The organism is Methylobacterium sp. D54C (assembly GCF_053345595.1).
This window is the reverse complement of sequence record NZ_JBKFAK010000019.1, coordinates 1-14,611: the sequence shown is the minus strand read 5'-3', so window position 1 is coordinate 14,611 and position 14,611 is coordinate 1. Positions and strand designations below refer to the sequence as shown.

The 14,611-nt window shown below is 73.9% G+C and carries 13 protein-coding genes and 1 tRNA gene; 6 read left to right on the top strand and 8 right to left on the bottom strand.

Annotated elements, in window-relative coordinates:
- Window positions 1-153 precede the first annotated feature (153 nt).
- Both ACLBYB_RS25185 and ACLBYB_RS25180 read left to right on the top strand, forming a co-directional pair.
- A complete protein-coding gene (locus tag ACLBYB_RS25185; protein ID WP_447700415.1) occupies window positions 154-1,479 on the top strand; it encodes a sugar MFS transporter in 1,326 nt (441 codons plus the stop codon).
- Window positions 1,480-1,505: 26 nt separating this feature from the next.
- The gene (locus ACLBYB_RS25180) at window positions 1,506-2,369 is read left to right on the top strand and encodes an SMP-30/gluconolactonase/LRE family protein (protein WP_447700414.1); all 864 of its coding nucleotides are present in this window, start codon (window positions 1,506-1,508) and stop codon (window positions 2,367-2,369) included.
- Between the two features lie 253 nt (window positions 2,370-2,622).
- On the opposite strand, the gene ACLBYB_RS25175 is transcribed toward ACLBYB_RS25180, so the two are convergent.
- Together ACLBYB_RS25175 and ACLBYB_RS25170 are read right to left on the bottom strand one after the other, a co-directional pair.
- Window positions 2,623-2,844 carry a DUF6894 family protein gene (locus ACLBYB_RS25175; RefSeq protein WP_056527261.1) on the bottom strand — a complete coding sequence of 74 codons (222 nt, stop codon included), beginning with the start codon at window positions 2,842-2,844 and terminating at the stop codon, window positions 2,623-2,625.
- 698 nt (window positions 2,845-3,542) lie between these two features.
- The gene (locus tag ACLBYB_RS25170) at window positions 3,543-4,223 is read right to left on the bottom strand and encodes a DUF4142 domain-containing protein (protein WP_091682655.1); all 681 of its coding nucleotides are present in this window, start codon (window positions 4,221-4,223) and stop codon (window positions 3,543-3,545) included.
- A 334-nt stretch (window positions 4,224-4,557) separates the two neighbouring features.
- Between ACLBYB_RS25170 and ACLBYB_RS25165 the strand changes: the two genes are divergently transcribed.
- Entirely contained in the window at window positions 4,558-5,613 is a 1,056-nt protein-coding gene (locus tag ACLBYB_RS25165; protein ID WP_447700413.1) for a LacI family DNA-binding transcriptional regulator, read from the top strand.
- 12 nt (window positions 5,614-5,625) lie between these two features.
- Here ACLBYB_RS25165 and ACLBYB_RS25160 read toward each other — a convergent pair whose 3' ends face one another.
- Genes ACLBYB_RS25160 through ACLBYB_RS25150 form a run of 3 tightly spaced genes read right to left on the bottom strand, consistent with a single transcriptional unit; the run spans window position 5,626 to window position 9,462 of the window.
- Window positions 5,626-7,374, bottom strand: a complete 1,749-nt coding sequence (locus tag ACLBYB_RS25160; RefSeq protein WP_447700412.1) for an ABC transporter ATP-binding protein — start codon at window positions 7,372-7,374, stop codon at window positions 5,626-5,628.
- 13 nt (window positions 7,375-7,387) lie between these two features.
- Window positions 7,388-8,194 (bottom strand): siderophore-iron reductase FhuF, encoded by an 807-nt coding sequence (gene fhuF, locus ACLBYB_RS25155; protein WP_447700411.1) that lies wholly within the window; start codon window positions 8,192-8,194, stop codon window positions 7,388-7,390.
- Complete coding sequence (locus ACLBYB_RS25150; RefSeq protein ID WP_447700410.1) at window positions 8,191-9,462, bottom strand: MFS transporter; 1,272 nt, start codon at window positions 9,460-9,462, stop codon at window positions 8,191-8,193. Before ACLBYB_RS25150 ends, fhuF begins: the two co-directional genes overlap by 4 nt.
- Before the next feature lie 225 nt (window positions 9,463-9,687).
- Here ACLBYB_RS25150 and ACLBYB_RS25145 point away from each other — a divergent pair, with 225 nt between their 5' ends.
- Complete coding sequence (locus ACLBYB_RS25145; RefSeq protein ID WP_020094759.1) at window positions 9,688-9,906, top strand: hypothetical protein; 219 nt, start codon at window positions 9,688-9,690, stop codon at window positions 9,904-9,906.
- A gap of 375 nt (window positions 9,907-10,281) precedes the next feature.
- On the top strand, window positions 10,282-12,030 hold the full coding sequence (locus ACLBYB_RS25140) for an HWE histidine kinase domain-containing protein (RefSeq protein ID WP_447700409.1): 1,749 nt from the start codon (window positions 10,282-10,284) through the stop codon (window positions 12,028-12,030).
- Window positions 12,031-12,209: 179 nt separating this feature from the next.
- Here ACLBYB_RS25140 and ACLBYB_RS25135 read toward each other — a convergent pair whose 3' ends face one another.
- The 3 genes from ACLBYB_RS25135 to ACLBYB_RS25125 all read right to left on the bottom strand — a co-directional run bounded on the left by ACLBYB_RS25135 (window position 12,210) and on the right by ACLBYB_RS25125 (window position 14,276).
- Entirely contained in the window at window positions 12,210-12,599 is a 390-nt protein-coding gene (locus ACLBYB_RS25135) for a phage holin family protein (RefSeq protein WP_012318288.1), read from the bottom strand.
- Window positions 12,600-12,678: 79 nt separating this feature from the next.
- A complete protein-coding gene (locus ACLBYB_RS25130; protein WP_447700408.1) occupies window positions 12,679-13,098 on the bottom strand; it encodes an RNA polymerase sigma factor region1.1 domain-containing protein in 420 nt (139 codons plus the stop codon).
- Window positions 13,099-13,184: 86 nt separating this feature from the next.
- Entirely contained in the window at window positions 13,185-14,276 is a 1,092-nt protein-coding gene (locus tag ACLBYB_RS25125; RefSeq protein ID WP_234080860.1) for an acyltransferase family protein, read from the bottom strand.
- Window positions 14,277-14,453: 177 nt separating this feature from the next.
- Here ACLBYB_RS25125 and ACLBYB_RS25120 point away from each other — a divergent pair.
- Window positions 14,454-14,530 (top strand) — tRNA-Arg (locus ACLBYB_RS25120).
- Window positions 14,531-14,611: the final 81 nt, after the last annotated feature.

Below are 14,611 nucleotides of genomic sequence, written 5' to 3'. Positions count from 1 at the left end.
CCCCCTTCGTGATTCCGCCCGCCGCGCCGGTCGTGCGCCGGACCGCGACGGGACTCGCGGTTGACGTCCGCGAACCCGGTATATACTCAGACAAATAAAAGGAACAACACGGGACCCCGACAAGGCGGCCCGAGAGGCAGAGGACGACGCCGGATGGCAGGACCGATCGCGACCGCGGGGACCGCGGCGCCCCGGACGGGGGCGGAGGCCGCGCGCGACCGGGGCGGCTACCGCCCGGCCCTGTCGCTGCTGGCGAGCCTGTTCTTCATGTGGGGCTTCATCACGGTCATCAACAACACGCTGCTGCCGCACCTGCGCAGCGTGTTCGACCTCGACTACACGCAGACCACGCTGATCGAGTCCGTCTGGTTCATCGCCTACTTCGTCGCCTCGATCCCGGCGGCCAAGCTGATCGAGCGCGTCGGCTACCAGCGCGCCCTGGTGACGGGACTGGGCATCATGGCGCTGGGCACGCTCGGGATGATCCTGGCCGCCCACCGGGTCTCCTACGCGATCACGCTCACGGCGCTGTTCGTGATCGCCAGCGGCATCACCCTCCTGCAGGTCGCCGCGAACCCCTACGTGGCGGTGGTCGGCCCGGCCGAGAGCGCCCCGGCGCGGCTCAACCTCGTGCAGGCGTTCAACTCCCTCGGGACGACCCTGGCGCCGCTGTTCGGGGGCTACCTGATCCTCGGCCGCTCGGCCTCGGGCAACGCCGCCGCCGGGGCCACCCTGACCCCGGCCGAGCGCCTGGCCGACGCGCAGTCGGTGCAACTGCCCTACCTGATCGTGGCGGTGGTGCTCGTCGTCCTCGCCGCGGTCATCGCCCGCTTCCCGCTGCCCGCCATCAGCGGTTCCGGCGGCGCCACGGCCCGGGCCGCCAGGGCCGAGCGCGCCGGCCTGTCGCTCTGGCGCCACCGCAACCTCGTGCTCGGCGTGCCGGCGATCTTCATCTACCTGATCGCCGAGATCGGGGTGTCGAACCTGTTCATCAACTTCGTGTCGCAGCCCGAGATCGGCGACCTGACCCACGCCCAGGCCTCGCGCTACCTGTTCCTGCTCTGGGGCGGCATGATGGTCGGCCGCTTCGTCGGCAGCTACCTGATGCAGCGGCGCCCGGCCGAGACCGTGCTGGCCGGCGCGGCGATCGGCGCCTGCGCGGTGATGCTGGTGGCGACCTTCGCGACCGGCCACCTCGCCCTGTGGGCGCTGATCTCGGTCGGCCTGTTCCACGCGATCATGTTCCCGACGATCTTCACCCTGGGCATCCGCGGCCTCGGTCCGCTCACCGAGGAGGGCGCCGGGCTGCTGATCATGGCGATCGCTGGCGGGTCGCTGGTGGTGGTGCAGGGCTGGGCGGCGGACCGGTACGGGCTGCAGCACTCCTTCCTGATCACCGCCGCCTGCGAGCTCTACGTCCTGTTCTACGCGCTCTGGGGCTGCCGGACCGGCGCCGCAGCGCGGCCGGCCGGCGCCTGAGCGTCGGCCAGATCGGGGAGCCCGCCATGGACCCGCGGATCCGCATCCTCGACCGGCCCCGGCGCGACCGGCTCGGCGAGGGCCCGGTCTGGGTTCCGGAGCGGGGCGCGCTGTTCTGGGTCGATATCGAGGCGCCGGCCCTGAACTGGCTGGACCTCGCCGACGGCGCGACCGGCACGCGCCCGTTCCCGGAACCGCTCGGCTGGATCATCCCCCGCGCGGGCCGGCGCGACTTCGTCGTCGGGCTGAAGAGCGGCTTCGCGACCTACGACCTGGAGGCCGACCGCCTCGCGCCGATCGGCGACCCCGAGCCCGACGATCCCGACAACCGCCTGAACGACGCCAAGGTCGATTGCGCCGGCCGGATCTGGGCCGGGAGCATGCACCAGGCCGAGACCGCGGTGTCGGGCGCCCTGCACCGGCTCGACCCGGACCTGACGTGGCGGCGGATGGATACCAGCTACGGCGTCGCGAACGGGCCGACCTTCAGCCGCGACGGCCGGATCCTCTACCACAGCGACAGCGCCGCCCGGACGGTCTACGCCTTCGACCTCGCCGCCGACGGGGCGCTGACGGGCAAGCGGCCCTTCCTCCGCTTCCCCGACGACTGGGGCTGGCCCGACGGCATGACCACGGACGAAGAGGGCTGCCTGTGGATCGCCCACTGGGGCGGCGGCCGGCTCAGCCGCTTCGATCCCGCGGGGCGCCTGCTGCGCGCGATCCCCCTGCCCGCCCCCAACATCACGAGCTGCGCCTTCGCGGGTCCCGGCCTCGACCGGCTGTTCGTCACCTCGGCGGCGCGGGGGGCCGAGCACGTGCCGGAGGCCGGCGCGCTGTTCGAACTCGACGTCGGCGTCGCCGGCCTGCCGCCCCGCGCCTTCGCGGGCTGACCGACCCGGCGCCGAGGACGTGAGTCCCCTGCGCAGATCTTTCCTCCAGCGGGGCGGGCCCTCCGGCGGCCGGGCTGCCGCGGCGGGCGGTCGCGGGTCGGCAGTCGCGGGCAGGCGGTCGCGGGATCGTGCGTCGGCGTCCTCCGGATGGGGGATGCGGCCGCCCTGTGGCGGGTCTACGGTCGGGCCTTCTCCGAGACGAGATCACCTTCAAGCCCGCCCGGCCAGGCCGCGGCGGGCTTCTTGTCGGGCGCTACCGCCGGATCGGCAGCCGGTGGCGGGCGTACCCGGCGGCGTCGCGCACGACCAAGCTCCAGGACCGGTCGGGATCGGCCGCGCAGACCTCGTCGGCCATCTCGGCGATCACGCTGCGCGCCTCGGCCATGGCCTCGGCCAGGCTGCCGACCTCCACGCCGTCGTCGTCCCGGATCGTCTCCTCGCCGCTCTCGAGGTCGAAGTAGAAGCGCTCGGACACCGACCTCCCCCCTGCTGCAGCCCCGCGGCGATCGTCCGGATATCTCTACGTAGTGCGATACACGACTGGGAAAGGTCTTCGGTCGGATAAACCTTAATGCATCTAAAACATGGAGTTTGCTCGGATCTGCGCCGTCCGCCCGAGATTCCGCTCACGTTATCAAGTACAAGAATCCCCAGCGTCCCCCCGCCGTCGTCCGACGGCCCGGAGCGGTGGCGCGCCTGAGCCGGGGCCCGTGACATGTCGACCTCCGCCAACCCGCCCGACCCGTGCGCCGAGACGGCCGCGCTCCGCAAGGACAAGCTGCGCGCGCACATCAGGAGCGTGTTGTCGACGATCCGGTCCCATCATACGGGCCGCGGGGCGCCGTCGATCCGGGCCACGGGCTACGTCCTTGGAGGGTGGTTCTGCGGCTCGGCCGCGGCAACGATCCCGCTTTTTACGTAGCAACGGTCCGTCCAAGGGATGTGTTTCTCGAGGCGCCGCGATCCGGCGCTTCGAACGGCGTCCCATGGCAGAGAACACCCAGCTTCGATCCCATATCCGCGGCGTGCTGCTCAGATTGGTGCGGCGCCTGCGCGATCGGGCCGGCTGACGGGGTCCTGTTCGAGGCCGGTGGGACAATTGCGAGACAACTACGAGACAACCGCGAGGAGGCCGGTGCGCCGCGCGGCGCACCGACCCCGTCGTCCGGCCGCTCACCCCGGCTGAGCGCCCATCATCGCCTGCATCCGATCGAGCCGGGCGATGTGCAGGTTGATCAGCGGCAGGGCGCCGCGGGCGATCGCGCGCAGGCCGGGATCCTCGCCCGACCGGGCGTAGGCGCCGTGGATGCCCAGCGCCTCCTGATGGCCCTGGAGCGAGGCGTTCACGAAGGTGGCGTCGTATTGCGGCCCCGGCGGCATGGCGCTGAGCTGCGCCAGGATCTGCGCCTTCTGCGCGTCGGTGGTCATGCCCTGGGCCGGAGCCGGTCCGCCGAGCACGCCGCCGACGACACCGCCGGCGACGCTGCCCGCCGCATTCACGGCCGTGCCGGCCACCGCCACCGGCGCCGCGACGAGGCCGCCGATCAGGCCACCCGGGCCCGCCGCGGCCGGGCCCGGGATCGGGGCGCCGCCCGTGTAGGCGCTGATCTTGCGGGCGAGGTTCACCTGTTCGACCACCTCCGCGCGGGCGAACTTCTTGACGGCGGGATTGGTGGTCTTCGCGTGGGCGTCGCGGGCCGTGTTCTCCAGGAACAGGCCGCCGCCGGTGGCCATCTGGAGATAGGCGCCGGTCGGAATCGCGCCGGCCGGCGTGACCTGCGCGAGGGCTGTGCGGGTGACCGCCAGGGCCGCGGTGGCGCCCAGCATCGTGGTGAGGAGAGCGCGTCTGTGCATGCGACGGTGCATCATGGGAGTGGCATCCGGATTGGGTGAGGCACCCGACGCCCCGATCATCGCTTGAGGTGCTGCCCGGCGAACCGCACAGGGGGGACAAGGTTCCTGCCCGGCGGGCCGTCCGAACGGCGGGATCGGGGCACCGAGAAACCGCAGGATGGATCGGATTTCGCGCGCGAATGACCGGTCCTGCGCAGCCTTTGCGCGGGAATACGCCGTCTTCGCCGCCCGGCCCGCGGCTTTATCTCCGATCGATACAGATCTAGATTGGCGCACCGAACGAGGCAGCGCCGCGCGGGGGGCGCGGCCATCCGGACCGGCTCTCGAGGTGACGATGGGCCAGACGACGATCAAGGACGTCGCCCGACGGGCCGGCGTGAGCTTCCAGACGGTCTCGCTGGTCCTGAACCACCCGCAGAAGGTCGCCCGGACCACGCGCGAGACCATCGAGACGGCCATGCGCGACCTGGACTTCGTGCCCAGCCTCGCCGCCCGGTCCCTGCGCAAGAAGCCCAGTCGCAGCATCGCCTGCGTGTTCGCTCCGGCGCCGGAGCCCGCCGCCGACGGGGGCCGCCCGGGGGAGACGGCCGATCACGGCCACGTCCTCCGGACCTTCGGCACCGTCACCGATCGGCAGGGCTACACCCTGGTCCACCGCTGCCGCCGCGCCGACGACCCGGACGGCCCGGGCCGGATCGCCGGCCTCGTCAGCGAGGCCCGGGTCGACGGCCTCGTGGTCTTCGCCGAGGATCGGGACGACCCGCTGATCGGCCTGCTCCAGGCCAAGCGATGCCCGTTCGTGGTGTTCGGCCTGGAGGTGCCCGGCACGCACTACGTCGCGCTGGCGGAGCGCGACGCGGTCCACGGGGCCGTCCGCCACCTGATCGCGGCGGGGAGCCGGTCGATCTGCCTGCTCGCGAGCGACGCGCGCCGGCCCGCCGCCGCCACCGAGCGGTTCCGCGGCTACCGGGATGCCCTCGCGGAGGCGGGGCTGCCCCTGCGCGACGCCCTCGTGGTCTCCTGCGACGGGACCGCCGCGGGCGGCTACCGGGCCGCGCGGGCTCTCCTGGAGGCCGGACCCGGCGCCCGGCCGGACGCCGTCGTGGCCGCCAGCGACCGGGTGGCGTTCGGCGTGCTGCGGGCGCTGCACGAGGGCGGCGTGCGGGTCCCCGCGGAGATCCGCGTCGTCGGCTTCGACAACCTCAGCCAGGGGGCCTACGCGGTCCCGAGCCTGACCTCGGTCGATGTCCCGGTGCTCGACATGGTCCGGTCCGCCTTCGCGACGCTGGTCGAACTGATCGAGGGGACACGGGCGCCGGACGACCTCGCCCAGACGCTGTTCCCCGCGCGCCTCGTCGTGCGCGAGTCGAGCGCGCCGGCGGCACCCTAGCGAGGCCGGCTCTCACTCCGCCGCGAGGACGCCCGCGCCGGCTTCGCCGCGCCCGAACTGCGCCGCGTGCAGGCGGCTGTAGGGGCCGCCGGCGGCGAGCAGAGCCGCGTGCCGGCCCTCCTCGACGACCCCGCCCTCCCCCAGGACCACGATGCGGTCGGCGTCCCGGATGGTGGCGAGGCGGTGGGCGATCACCAGGGTCGTGCGCCCGCGGGCGAGCTCGGCGAGCGCCCGCTGGATCTCCCGCTCGGTCTCGGTGTCGAGCGCCGAGGTCGCCTCGTCGAGGATCAGGATCGGCGGGTTCTTGAGGAAGACCCGCGCGATGGCGATGCGCTGCTTCTGGCCGCCCGACAGGCGCACGCCGCGCTCGCCCACCACGGTGTCGAGGCCCTCCGGCAGGCTGTCGATCAGCCCGCCGAGACGGGCGCGCCGCGCGGCGGCGTCGATCTCGGCCTCGGCGGCGTCGAGGCGGCCGTAGGCGATGTTCTCCCGGATCGTGCCGGCGAACAGGAACACGTCCTGCTGGACGATGCCGATCTGGCGGCGCAGGCTCGCCAGGGTGATGTCGCGGATGTCGATCCCGTCGACGGTTATGCGGCCCGCCTCGACCTCGTAGAAGCGCGGCAGCAGGGCGCAGAGGGTGGTCTTGCCGACCCCCGAGGGACCCACGAACGCCACCGTCTCGCCGGCCGCCACCGCGAGGTCGAGGCCGGCGAAGACCGGGCGGGCGGGCCCGTAGCCGAAGCCCACCCCCTCGAAACGGATGTCGCCGCGCAGGGCGCCGACCGCGCGGGCGCCGGGCCGGTCGGTGATGTCGGGCTCGGTGGCCAGCAGTTCCTGGTAGCGGCGGAAGCCCGCGACCCCCTTCGGGTACGTCTCGACCACGGCGCCGATCTTCTCCAGCGGCCGGTAGAACACGCCCACCAGCAGCAGGAAGCCCACGAAGCCCCCGGGCGTCAGGTCGCCCCGGACCACGAAGGCGGCGCCGCCGAGCAGCACCGCGATCTGGACGAGGCGCAGGCCCAGGTAGTTGATCGACAGGCCGGCCGCCATCAGCCGGTAGGCCTCGAGCTTGGTGTCCCGGTAGCGGGCGTTGTCGAGCGCGAAGAGGGCGCGCTCGTGGGGCTCGTTGGCGAAGGCCTGCACCACCCGCATCCCGCCGACATTCTCCTCGATCCGCGCGTTGAAGGCGCCGACCCGGCCGTACTGGGCCTGCCAGTTGCGGGTCATGCGGCCGCCGTAGCGGATCGACACGAAGGCGATCAGCGGCAGGATCGCCGCGGTGATCAGCGCCAGCGGCGCGTGGACGTAGAGCATCAGCGCGAAGGCGCCGAACAGCGTCATCACAGCGATGAACAGGTCCTCGGGCCCGTGATGGGCGACCTCGCCTATCTCCTCCAGGTCCTTGGTCACCCGGGCCACGAGGTGGCCGGTCTTCTGGCCGTCGTAGAAGCGGAAGGAGAGCTTCTGCAGGTGGTCGAAGGCCCGCGCCCGCATCGTGGTCTCGATGTTGATGCCGAGCACGTGGCCCCAGTAGGTGACCACCACCATCAGGCCGGCATTGGCGACGTAGACCAGCGCCAGCGCGGCCGCTGCGAGCAGGATCAGGCCCCAGTCCTGCCGAGGCAGCAGGCTGTCGATGAAGCCCTTCACGGCGATGGGGAAGCCGAGCTCCAGCAGGCCCGACAGCACCGCGCAGCCGAAATCGACCAGGAACAGCGTCCGGTACGGCCGGTAATAGGCGAGGAAGGCCTTCAGCATCGCGCGGCTCGGATCAACGTTGGGCTGCGCACTCGACGGGGCAGAGCGCGCCGCAGGACGGCACCCCCGGCAGGCGGTGGCGCAGGCAGCAGACGCGCCGCCGCCGGCAGCCCGAAGGTCCCGGGCAGAGCGCCTGCGCAAGAGGACTCTCGAGCGGGCTCCTAGCGCAGCCGGGGCCGGCGCGCCATCCGAGGCAGGCCGCGACGTCGTCACAGGCGGCGGCGCGGGCGGTAGGGCAGGTGGTGGAACAGGCGCTCGCGCAGGTGGTGCCGGCCCCCTCCCCGTCCCCAGCCAGCCCGGCGAGCGGGTCCCCGAGTTCCCGGGCGACGTAGTCGAGGATCACCGCGGCGTTGCCCCAGAGGACCCTGGGGGCGATCCCGCACCGGGCGTGGCAGAGCTCGACGAACGGGCGCAGATGCGCCTCCACCAGCCCGGTCAGGCCGGGCGCCGGGCAGGCCGCGCAGGCCGACCCGTCCGCGGGCAGGCGGAAGCGGCGTGGCCGGCCGGCCGCGTCGAGCTCGAGGCTGACCGCGTCGAAGGCGAGCGGCAGCGGCCGGCCGAGGCGCACCAGGGCGGTCAGCGCCGGCGTCGCCAGGGCCGCGAGGTAGAACTGGCTCCAGTAGGAGACCCGGACTCGCGGGTCCGCGGTCCGGAACGCCGCGCCGAACCCGGCCCCGAAGGCGGCCAGCGTCGCGTCGAACACGGCCTCGTCCCGCAGGGCGCCGAGGGGCAGCGCGTCCGGGCCGCCTGGGCCCTCGGCGACCCCGTCCCGGTAGGCCGCGAGCGTGTCGGGAACCTGGGCGGCGACCTCGGCGATCATCGCGTCGCCCCGTCGTCGCGCAGGGTCCGGTCCACGGCGACGGCGAGCCACGCCACCGCGGCGGCGTAGAGCGGCAGGGTGGTGGCGAAGTAGCCCGGCCAGCCGATCCAGCCGGCGAGCGCCGGGGCCGCCACCCGCAGCGGCATCGCGGCGAAGAAGGCGGCGCCGAACAGGAGCGCGTAGTCGGTGGCGGGCTTCGGCCCCTGGGCCCAGCGGTAGATCATGTTGAAGACCGGCACGCCCAGGAACCCGCCCGCGACGAAGCCCAGCACGGCGGCGGTGATGCCGAGATCCGGCACCCGGCCCGCGCAGGCGACGACCATCAGGCCCCCGGAGGCCAGGACGCCGAGGGCCCCCACGGCGATCAGCCGGACCGTGCCGAACCGCGCGGCCAGCCATCCGGCCGCCAGCGCCATGACGAGGTTCACGGCCGGGAGCACGGTGCCGGTGAGCGTGCCGACCTGCCCGAGCGGGACGCCGAGATCGAGGAGCGCCAGGGTGTTGGGCCCGCCCACGAGGTAGGAGGCGGCGAAGTAGGCGCCGAGCACCAGCACGCGACCGCCCAGGCGGCGCAGCCGCGCCAGGGAGCCCGACCAGCGTTCCGGGCCCGCACCGGCCGCGGTGCCGGCACCGGCGCTCCGGGTCTCGCGCAGGCGCGACTCCCGGTAGCCCAGGATCGGCAGCAGGCAGAGGGCGTCGAGGGCCGCGCAGGCCAGGACCGCCCCGCGCCAGCCCAGGCTGTCGTAGGAGCCGACCAGCACGCCGACCCCCAGGATCCCGCCGAGGGAGGCGCCGCACAGCTTGGCCGAGGCCACGAAGGCGCGCCGCTCCGCCGGCACGGTCTCGACCACCAGGGCCTCGAGGGCGATGTCCATGGTCGCCACGCAGGCGCAGGCGGCGATCGCCAGGGCGAGCAGCGCCGGGAGCGGCCAAGCCTCGCCGAGGCTCAGGACGACCAGCAGGAGCACCGAGGCGGCCTGCGCGGCCGCGATCCAGCCGATCCGGTGGCCGAGGATCGGCAGGCGGAGCCGGTCGAGTAGGGGCGCCCACAGGAAGGTGAGCCCGACCGGCAGGTTGATGAGCTGCAGCAGCCCGACCTCGGCCAGCTCCACGCCCCGCGCCCGCAGGATCAGCGGCGCCCCGCCGGACAGGAAGCCGAGCGTCGCCCCGAAGGTCACGTACAGGCAGAAGAACGGCGCCAGCGGCCGCAGGGCCGCCAAGGTGTCGACGACCCGGGTGCCGATGGCGGGTCCGGCGGAACCGGTCATCGCCCCCCGCACGCCGTACCTCGACCGGTGCCGCGATCCGGGCCGGTCCGGAGACCGCAGTTTATAATCACACTAATCTATTGATTTACCTCGGTTTTCGCTGTTTAGAGAGGCCTGTGCCGGGGATCAAGCCGGCGGGTATTCGCGGCGCGCCGCCCCGCCGGATCCGGCGTTAACCTTTCGTCAACCATGCCCCCGACAGAGTCCCCGGCGGAGGGCTGAGCCATGACCCGACGCCGGGATTTCGACGCGCTGAGCGAGGCGCAGATCGCCGCGGACCGCACGCAGGGACGCTGGGTCGAGCCGAGGGCGGGCTTCCGGCCGGCCGGGCCGCGGGCCGTGTCCGATCTGCTCGACACGATCCAGCACGTGGCCGAGGCCGCGACCGGCGAGCGCAGCTTCCTGCACCTGCGTCCGGAGGCCGGCCGGCCCCGCGGGCGCTGAGGCGAGCCGGCCCACGCTCCCGCCGCCCCGACCGCGCGGCGCACTGGCAAGGGCCGACCGGTTCTGCAACAACGCCGACATGAGACGGCGTCCGGCCCTCGAATCCGCCAACGCGCGCGCCGATCGCATCCGCCCGATCCGGCGCCGCCCCATGGGCGCGGACGCGGCGGCCGGGCGGCTGGTCGGCCATGGCGGCCTGCCCGGTGGCCGCGATCGCCGGATCCGAGGGTCCAGGTCATCACCGGCTCCGCCGAGAACGCGACCTTCGCCACCTGCGGACTCGAATCGGGGATGCGGATGATCACCGAGCCGTGCTCCGTGGAGACCCTGGCCGCGCGGGCGCCCGCGCCGATCGCCGGTCGCGACTGACCGCCGATGCCACCGCGCTCCCGTTTCCCCGTCCCGCTCCCGCGCGCTCTGCCACTGTCGCTGACGACCCGCATCCTGCTGCTCGTCCTGCTCGCCCTCGCCCCGGCGCTGGCGATCCAGGGCTACAACGAGGTCGCCCTGCGGGCGAGCCGCGACGCGGCCGTGCGGGCCGACGCCCGCGCCACCGCGCGGGACGTCGCGGAGGATTTCGCCCAGATCTCCGAGCGGATGCAGCAGGCCCTCGACCTGATCTCCGAGGATGCCACCGTGCAGGTGCGGGAGCCGGCGGCCTGCACCGCCTACCTGCGGCGGGCTGCCGCGCGGCTGCCGCACGTGCTGCTGATCGCCCTCACCGACCCCGACGGGGCCGTGATCTGCGACAGCGCCGGCGCGCCCGCGGGCTCCTACTCGAGCCGCGGCCGGGCCTATCACCGCCGCGCCCTGGAGCGGGGCGGCTACGCGATGGGCGGCTACGCGGTCGGCTTCCAGACGAAGCGGCCGTCGATCCACTTCGCCCGGGCCGTCCATGTCGGCGAGTCGGCGGGGGCCCCGGCGGGCGTCCTGCTCGCCGCCGTCGACCTCGACTGGCTCTCCGATCACCTGGAGCAGGCGCTCCATCAGCCGGAGACGGCGATCACCGTGACGGACCGGGACGGCCTGATCATCGCCCGCCGCCCGGACGAGGCGGCCTGGATCGGCAGGCCGATCCCGCCCGACCGGGCCGCCATGCTGGAGGCCCAGGGCAGCGACGTCCGCGTCGCCGCCGGCCTCGACGGCCGGAAGCGGATCATCGCCACCGCGATGCCGGACGGCCCGCTGGCCGGGGTGCGCGTCGTCGTCGGGCGCGACTACGCCACCGCCTTCGCGGATATCGACGCCGCCACCCGCCGCGGGCTGGTTCTGATCGCCCTGGGGGCGGCCCTGGCGCTCGCCGCCGCCCTCGTGGCCGGGCGGGTGTTCATCCGCCGCCCGGTCGACCGGCTCCTGCGCACCGCGGCGGCGTGGCAGGCCGGCGACCTCGCCGCCCGCACCGGCCTGCGCGGGGCCGCGGAGTTCGACAGGCTCGGCAGCAAGCTCGACGCCATGGCCGGCACCCTCCAGCGCAGCACCGCCGAGCTGCGCGCGGAGATCCAGCGCGGGCGCGCCCTGCAGGCGCAGCAGGGCACGATGCTGCACGAGCTGAACCACCGGGTGAAGAATACCCTGGCCACCGTCCAGGCCCTCGCCCGCCAGTCCCGCGGCTCCGCGGAGGTCCTGGAGGCGCGGATCCTGGCCCTGTCGAAGACCCACGACCTCCTGACCCGCGAGGACTGGAGCGGGGCCCCCCTGCGCGAGGTGCTGGAGAGCGAGCTCGGCCCCTACCGGACCGGCGACGACCAGATCCGCCTGGACGGGCCGGACGTGTCGCTGAGCCCCCGCGAGGTGCTGGCCCTCGGCATGACGGTCCACGAGCTGACCACCAACGCGGCCAAGTACGGCGCCCTCTCGGTCCGCGAGGGCCGCGTCCGGGTGGCGTGGTCGCTCGCCGCCGGCGCGGCCGGGGAGCGGCGCCTGCGGCTCAGCTGGGAGGAGCGCGGCGGTCCGCCGGTGCGGGCGCCGACCCGGGTGGGCTTCGGGACGCGGCTGATCGCCGGCGGCGTGCGGCGCGAACTCGCCGGCACCGTCGACCTCGCCTTCGAGGCCGAGGGCCTGCGCTGCCGCCTCGACGTCCCGCTCGATCCGGGTCTCGGCACCATGCTGGCGCCGACGGGCTAGGTGCGGCCCGGCTCGGGCGGATTCAGTCGTCGTAGCAGAGCTTTGAGCACGGATCCTGGCAGATCGGTTGAACGCGCCCCTCCGCACGCCGCGCGTGGCGCGCGGTCGATCCGCGCTCAGAGTGCGCGCGAGCATTCCTCTGAAACGCGTTGATACCTTTGGGTTTTCCGGTCCCGGGATCACGCGCCGGCGCGCGTCACCTCCCGGACATCGCGCTTCACCTGCCGCCACGTCCGCCAGGGCTCGAGGTTCGAGAGCGCCATCCGGCGGGCCCCCATCCAGCCGAGGCCGAGCGCGATGACGAGGAACGGCGCGGCGACGATCAGTGCGGCCGGCGCCTCGGCACCGAACGGCACGGCCAGCAGCTTCACCACGGCGTCGAGGCCGAGGAAGAAGGTGACGATCAGCAGCACCGGGATCGTGCCGACGATGGCGATCAGCGACACGATCGCCCGGAAATTGCCGTCGACCTCCGTCCGCGCCAGCGTGAGCAGCGCCTCGACATGCGCCGTGCCCTCGCGCAGGGCCGCGATCAGCAGGGCGAGGGTTCCGTCCGGGGTCTGACGCATGGATACGAGAATCCTCGGGGCCGTCACCGGCCGGCTCTCGCCAACGGAGCCGCGGCCCGATGCGTTCCGCGCCGGTGGCTCACAGCATCAGGAGCACGGCGCCGAGGATCAGCACGGTCGCCAAGCCTGCCAGGAGGACGGCCCGGCCGGCATCGGCGCCGTCGTCCGGGACCGGCTCCGGGGCGGCCGGCGCGGCGGATGCGGGCGCCGCGAAGGCCGCGCCCTGCCCCGCCTCCGCGGCCCGGACCGGCGGCGTGCCGAGCTGCGGCGCCGGGAGGGCGACCGAGACCGGGATCGCCCGGTCCGTCGGGGGGCCGAAGGCCTCCGGCTCGACGCTCACGCCCGCCGCCTCCAGCTCCAGCATCACGAGGACCAGGGCGTCGACGTCCATCCGCTCGACGGGCAGCGCGGCGCGCAGATCGTCGGCGGTGAGGAGGCCCCGGTCGCGGCCGAGGGCGACCAGCCGGTCGAGCGTCGCGCGATCCAGAGCCTGCGTCATGTCCCGCCTCCGCGGCCGCGTCCCGATGGTCCATCGAGAACGCGCCGGGGTGGCGCCGGTTACCGGCGGCCGCGGGTGTTCCGGCGCTAGGCCCCGAGGGCGGGCGCGGCCGCCGGGATCGCGCCGGGCTCCGGCCGCGCGCCGCCCGGTCCCGGCCGGAACCGGAGCATCGGCCGCTCGATGAGGTACCAGCTCAGAAGGCCGAGCGGGATAGCGGCCGCGAGGGCGAGGGCGGCGACCGTCCAGGGCGAGATGCCGGGGATCCGCGCGACCAGCAGGTTCTGCACCGGCCACGCGTAGAGGTAGAGCCCGTAGGACGGGTCGACCTGGGCGGTGGCGCGGCTGAGGGCGGTGGGGCGCACCGCGAAGGCGAACCAGAAGATCAGGTAGCCGCCGAGGATCGCGAAGGCAGGCTCGGCCAGCGGTCGGCTGAACATCAGCGGCAGGAGCAGCAGGGCGGCGCGGGTCGCGCCGCGCCGCGTGTAGGCGATCCGGTCGGCGAACAGCCGGAAGGCGCCGCCGCAGCAGAACACGAAGGTGAGGCGGATCATCTCCGACAGGGATCCGAGGGTGTCGCCCGGATGCCCGACGGGCAGGAAGAGCCAGCGCAGGGCGAGGAGGCTGCCGAGCCCCCCGAGCAGGCCGAGATAGCGCCCGCGGCGGCGCAAGGCGCGGGCGGTGCCGACGAGGCCGAGCAGCAGGTAGCAGCCGAACTCGCACGGAATGGTCCACATCGAGCCGTTGAGCAGCGGGTAGGGCAGCTCGGCGAAGGCGCCCGGGACCACCGGCATCAGCAGCAGCGACAGTCTCAGCAGCGTCTCGAGCGGCGAGGCGGCCGCGAGGTTGCCGCCGCCGAGGGGCGCGACGACGGCGATGCAGAGCAGGGACGCGACCACGAAGGCCGGGTAGATCCGCAGCGCCCGCCGCGCGAGATAGTCGCCGAAGGAGCGCTTGGCGCGGTAGCTCGCGGTGATCAGGTAGCCGCTCACGAGGAAGAAGCCGTCGACGGCTATCTCCCCCAGGGACAGGGTTCCGAAGACCTGCGTCAGCAACTCCCGAGACCGGTTCCCGTCCACGAGTTCGGGGGCGTGCGCGAGGATCACGAGGCCCGCGAACAGGAGGCGCAGGGACCCGAAATTGTTCGCCCGCGGATCCCGGCCGCCCGTCGTCTCCGCCACCCCTGCCCGCTCCGCGACGCCTCTGCCCGCCGCCCAGGGGCCGGGAAACGGCGCGCGAAGGCAAGGACGCTGGGGCAACACGCGCCGGAGATTTGGCCGCGTCGCCCGCGTCCGCACGCGACGGTGCGGGCGCCGTTGCGCTCCCGGCGCGGTTGGGCTAGGGAATGGCCACGGCCAGCACCCGTAGCTCAGCTGGATAGAGCGTTGCCCTCCGAAGGCAAAGGTCACACGTTCGAATCGTGTCGGGTGCGCCAATCTTCTCAAGACGTTAGCGGGGCTCGGCCCTCCCCCTCGGGCGGATCGTGTCGCCCGCTTGCCCTTCGGTGCGGGCGGCG

Bases quoted from the DNA above. Each gene is read 5' to 3' on its own strand.
- ACLBYB_RS25170 (WP_091682655.1), bottom strand. From the start codon at position 4,223: ATGCACAGACGCGCTCTCCTCACCACGATGCTGGGCGCCACCGCGGCC.
- ACLBYB_RS25130 (WP_447700408.1), bottom strand. From the start codon at position 13,098: ATGACGCAGGCTCTGGATCGCGCGACGCTCGACCGGCTGGTCGCCCTC.
- ACLBYB_RS25145 (WP_020094759.1), top strand. From the start codon at position 9,688: ATGACCCGACGCCGGGATTTCGACGCGCTGAGCGAGGCGCAGATCGCC.
- ACLBYB_RS25180 (WP_447700414.1), top strand. From the start codon at position 1,506: ATGGACCCGCGGATCCGCATCCTCGACCGGCCCCGGCGCGACCGGCTC.
- ACLBYB_RS25165 (WP_447700413.1), top strand. From the start codon at position 4,558: ATGGGCCAGACGACGATCAAGGACGTCGCCCGACGGGCCGGCGTGAGC.
- fhuF (WP_447700411.1), bottom strand. From the start codon at position 8,194: ATGATCGCCGAGGTCGCCGCCCAGGTTCCCGACACGCTCGCGGCCTAC.
- ACLBYB_RS25150 (WP_447700410.1), bottom strand. From the start codon at position 9,462: ATGACCGGTTCCGCCGGACCCGCCATCGGCACCCGGGTCGTCGACACC.
- ACLBYB_RS25135 (WP_012318288.1), bottom strand. From the start codon at position 12,599: ATGCGTCAGACCCCGGACGGAACCCTCGCCCTGCTGATCGCGGCCCTG.
- ACLBYB_RS25140 (WP_447700409.1), top strand. From the start codon at position 10,282: ATGCCACCGCGCTCCCGTTTCCCCGTCCCGCTCCCGCGCGCTCTGCCA.
- ACLBYB_RS25185 (WP_447700415.1), top strand. From the start codon at position 154: ATGGCAGGACCGATCGCGACCGCGGGGACCGCGGCGCCCCGGACGGGG.
- ACLBYB_RS25160 (WP_447700412.1), bottom strand. From the start codon at position 7,374: ATGCTGAAGGCCTTCCTCGCCTATTACCGGCCGTACCGGACGCTGTTC.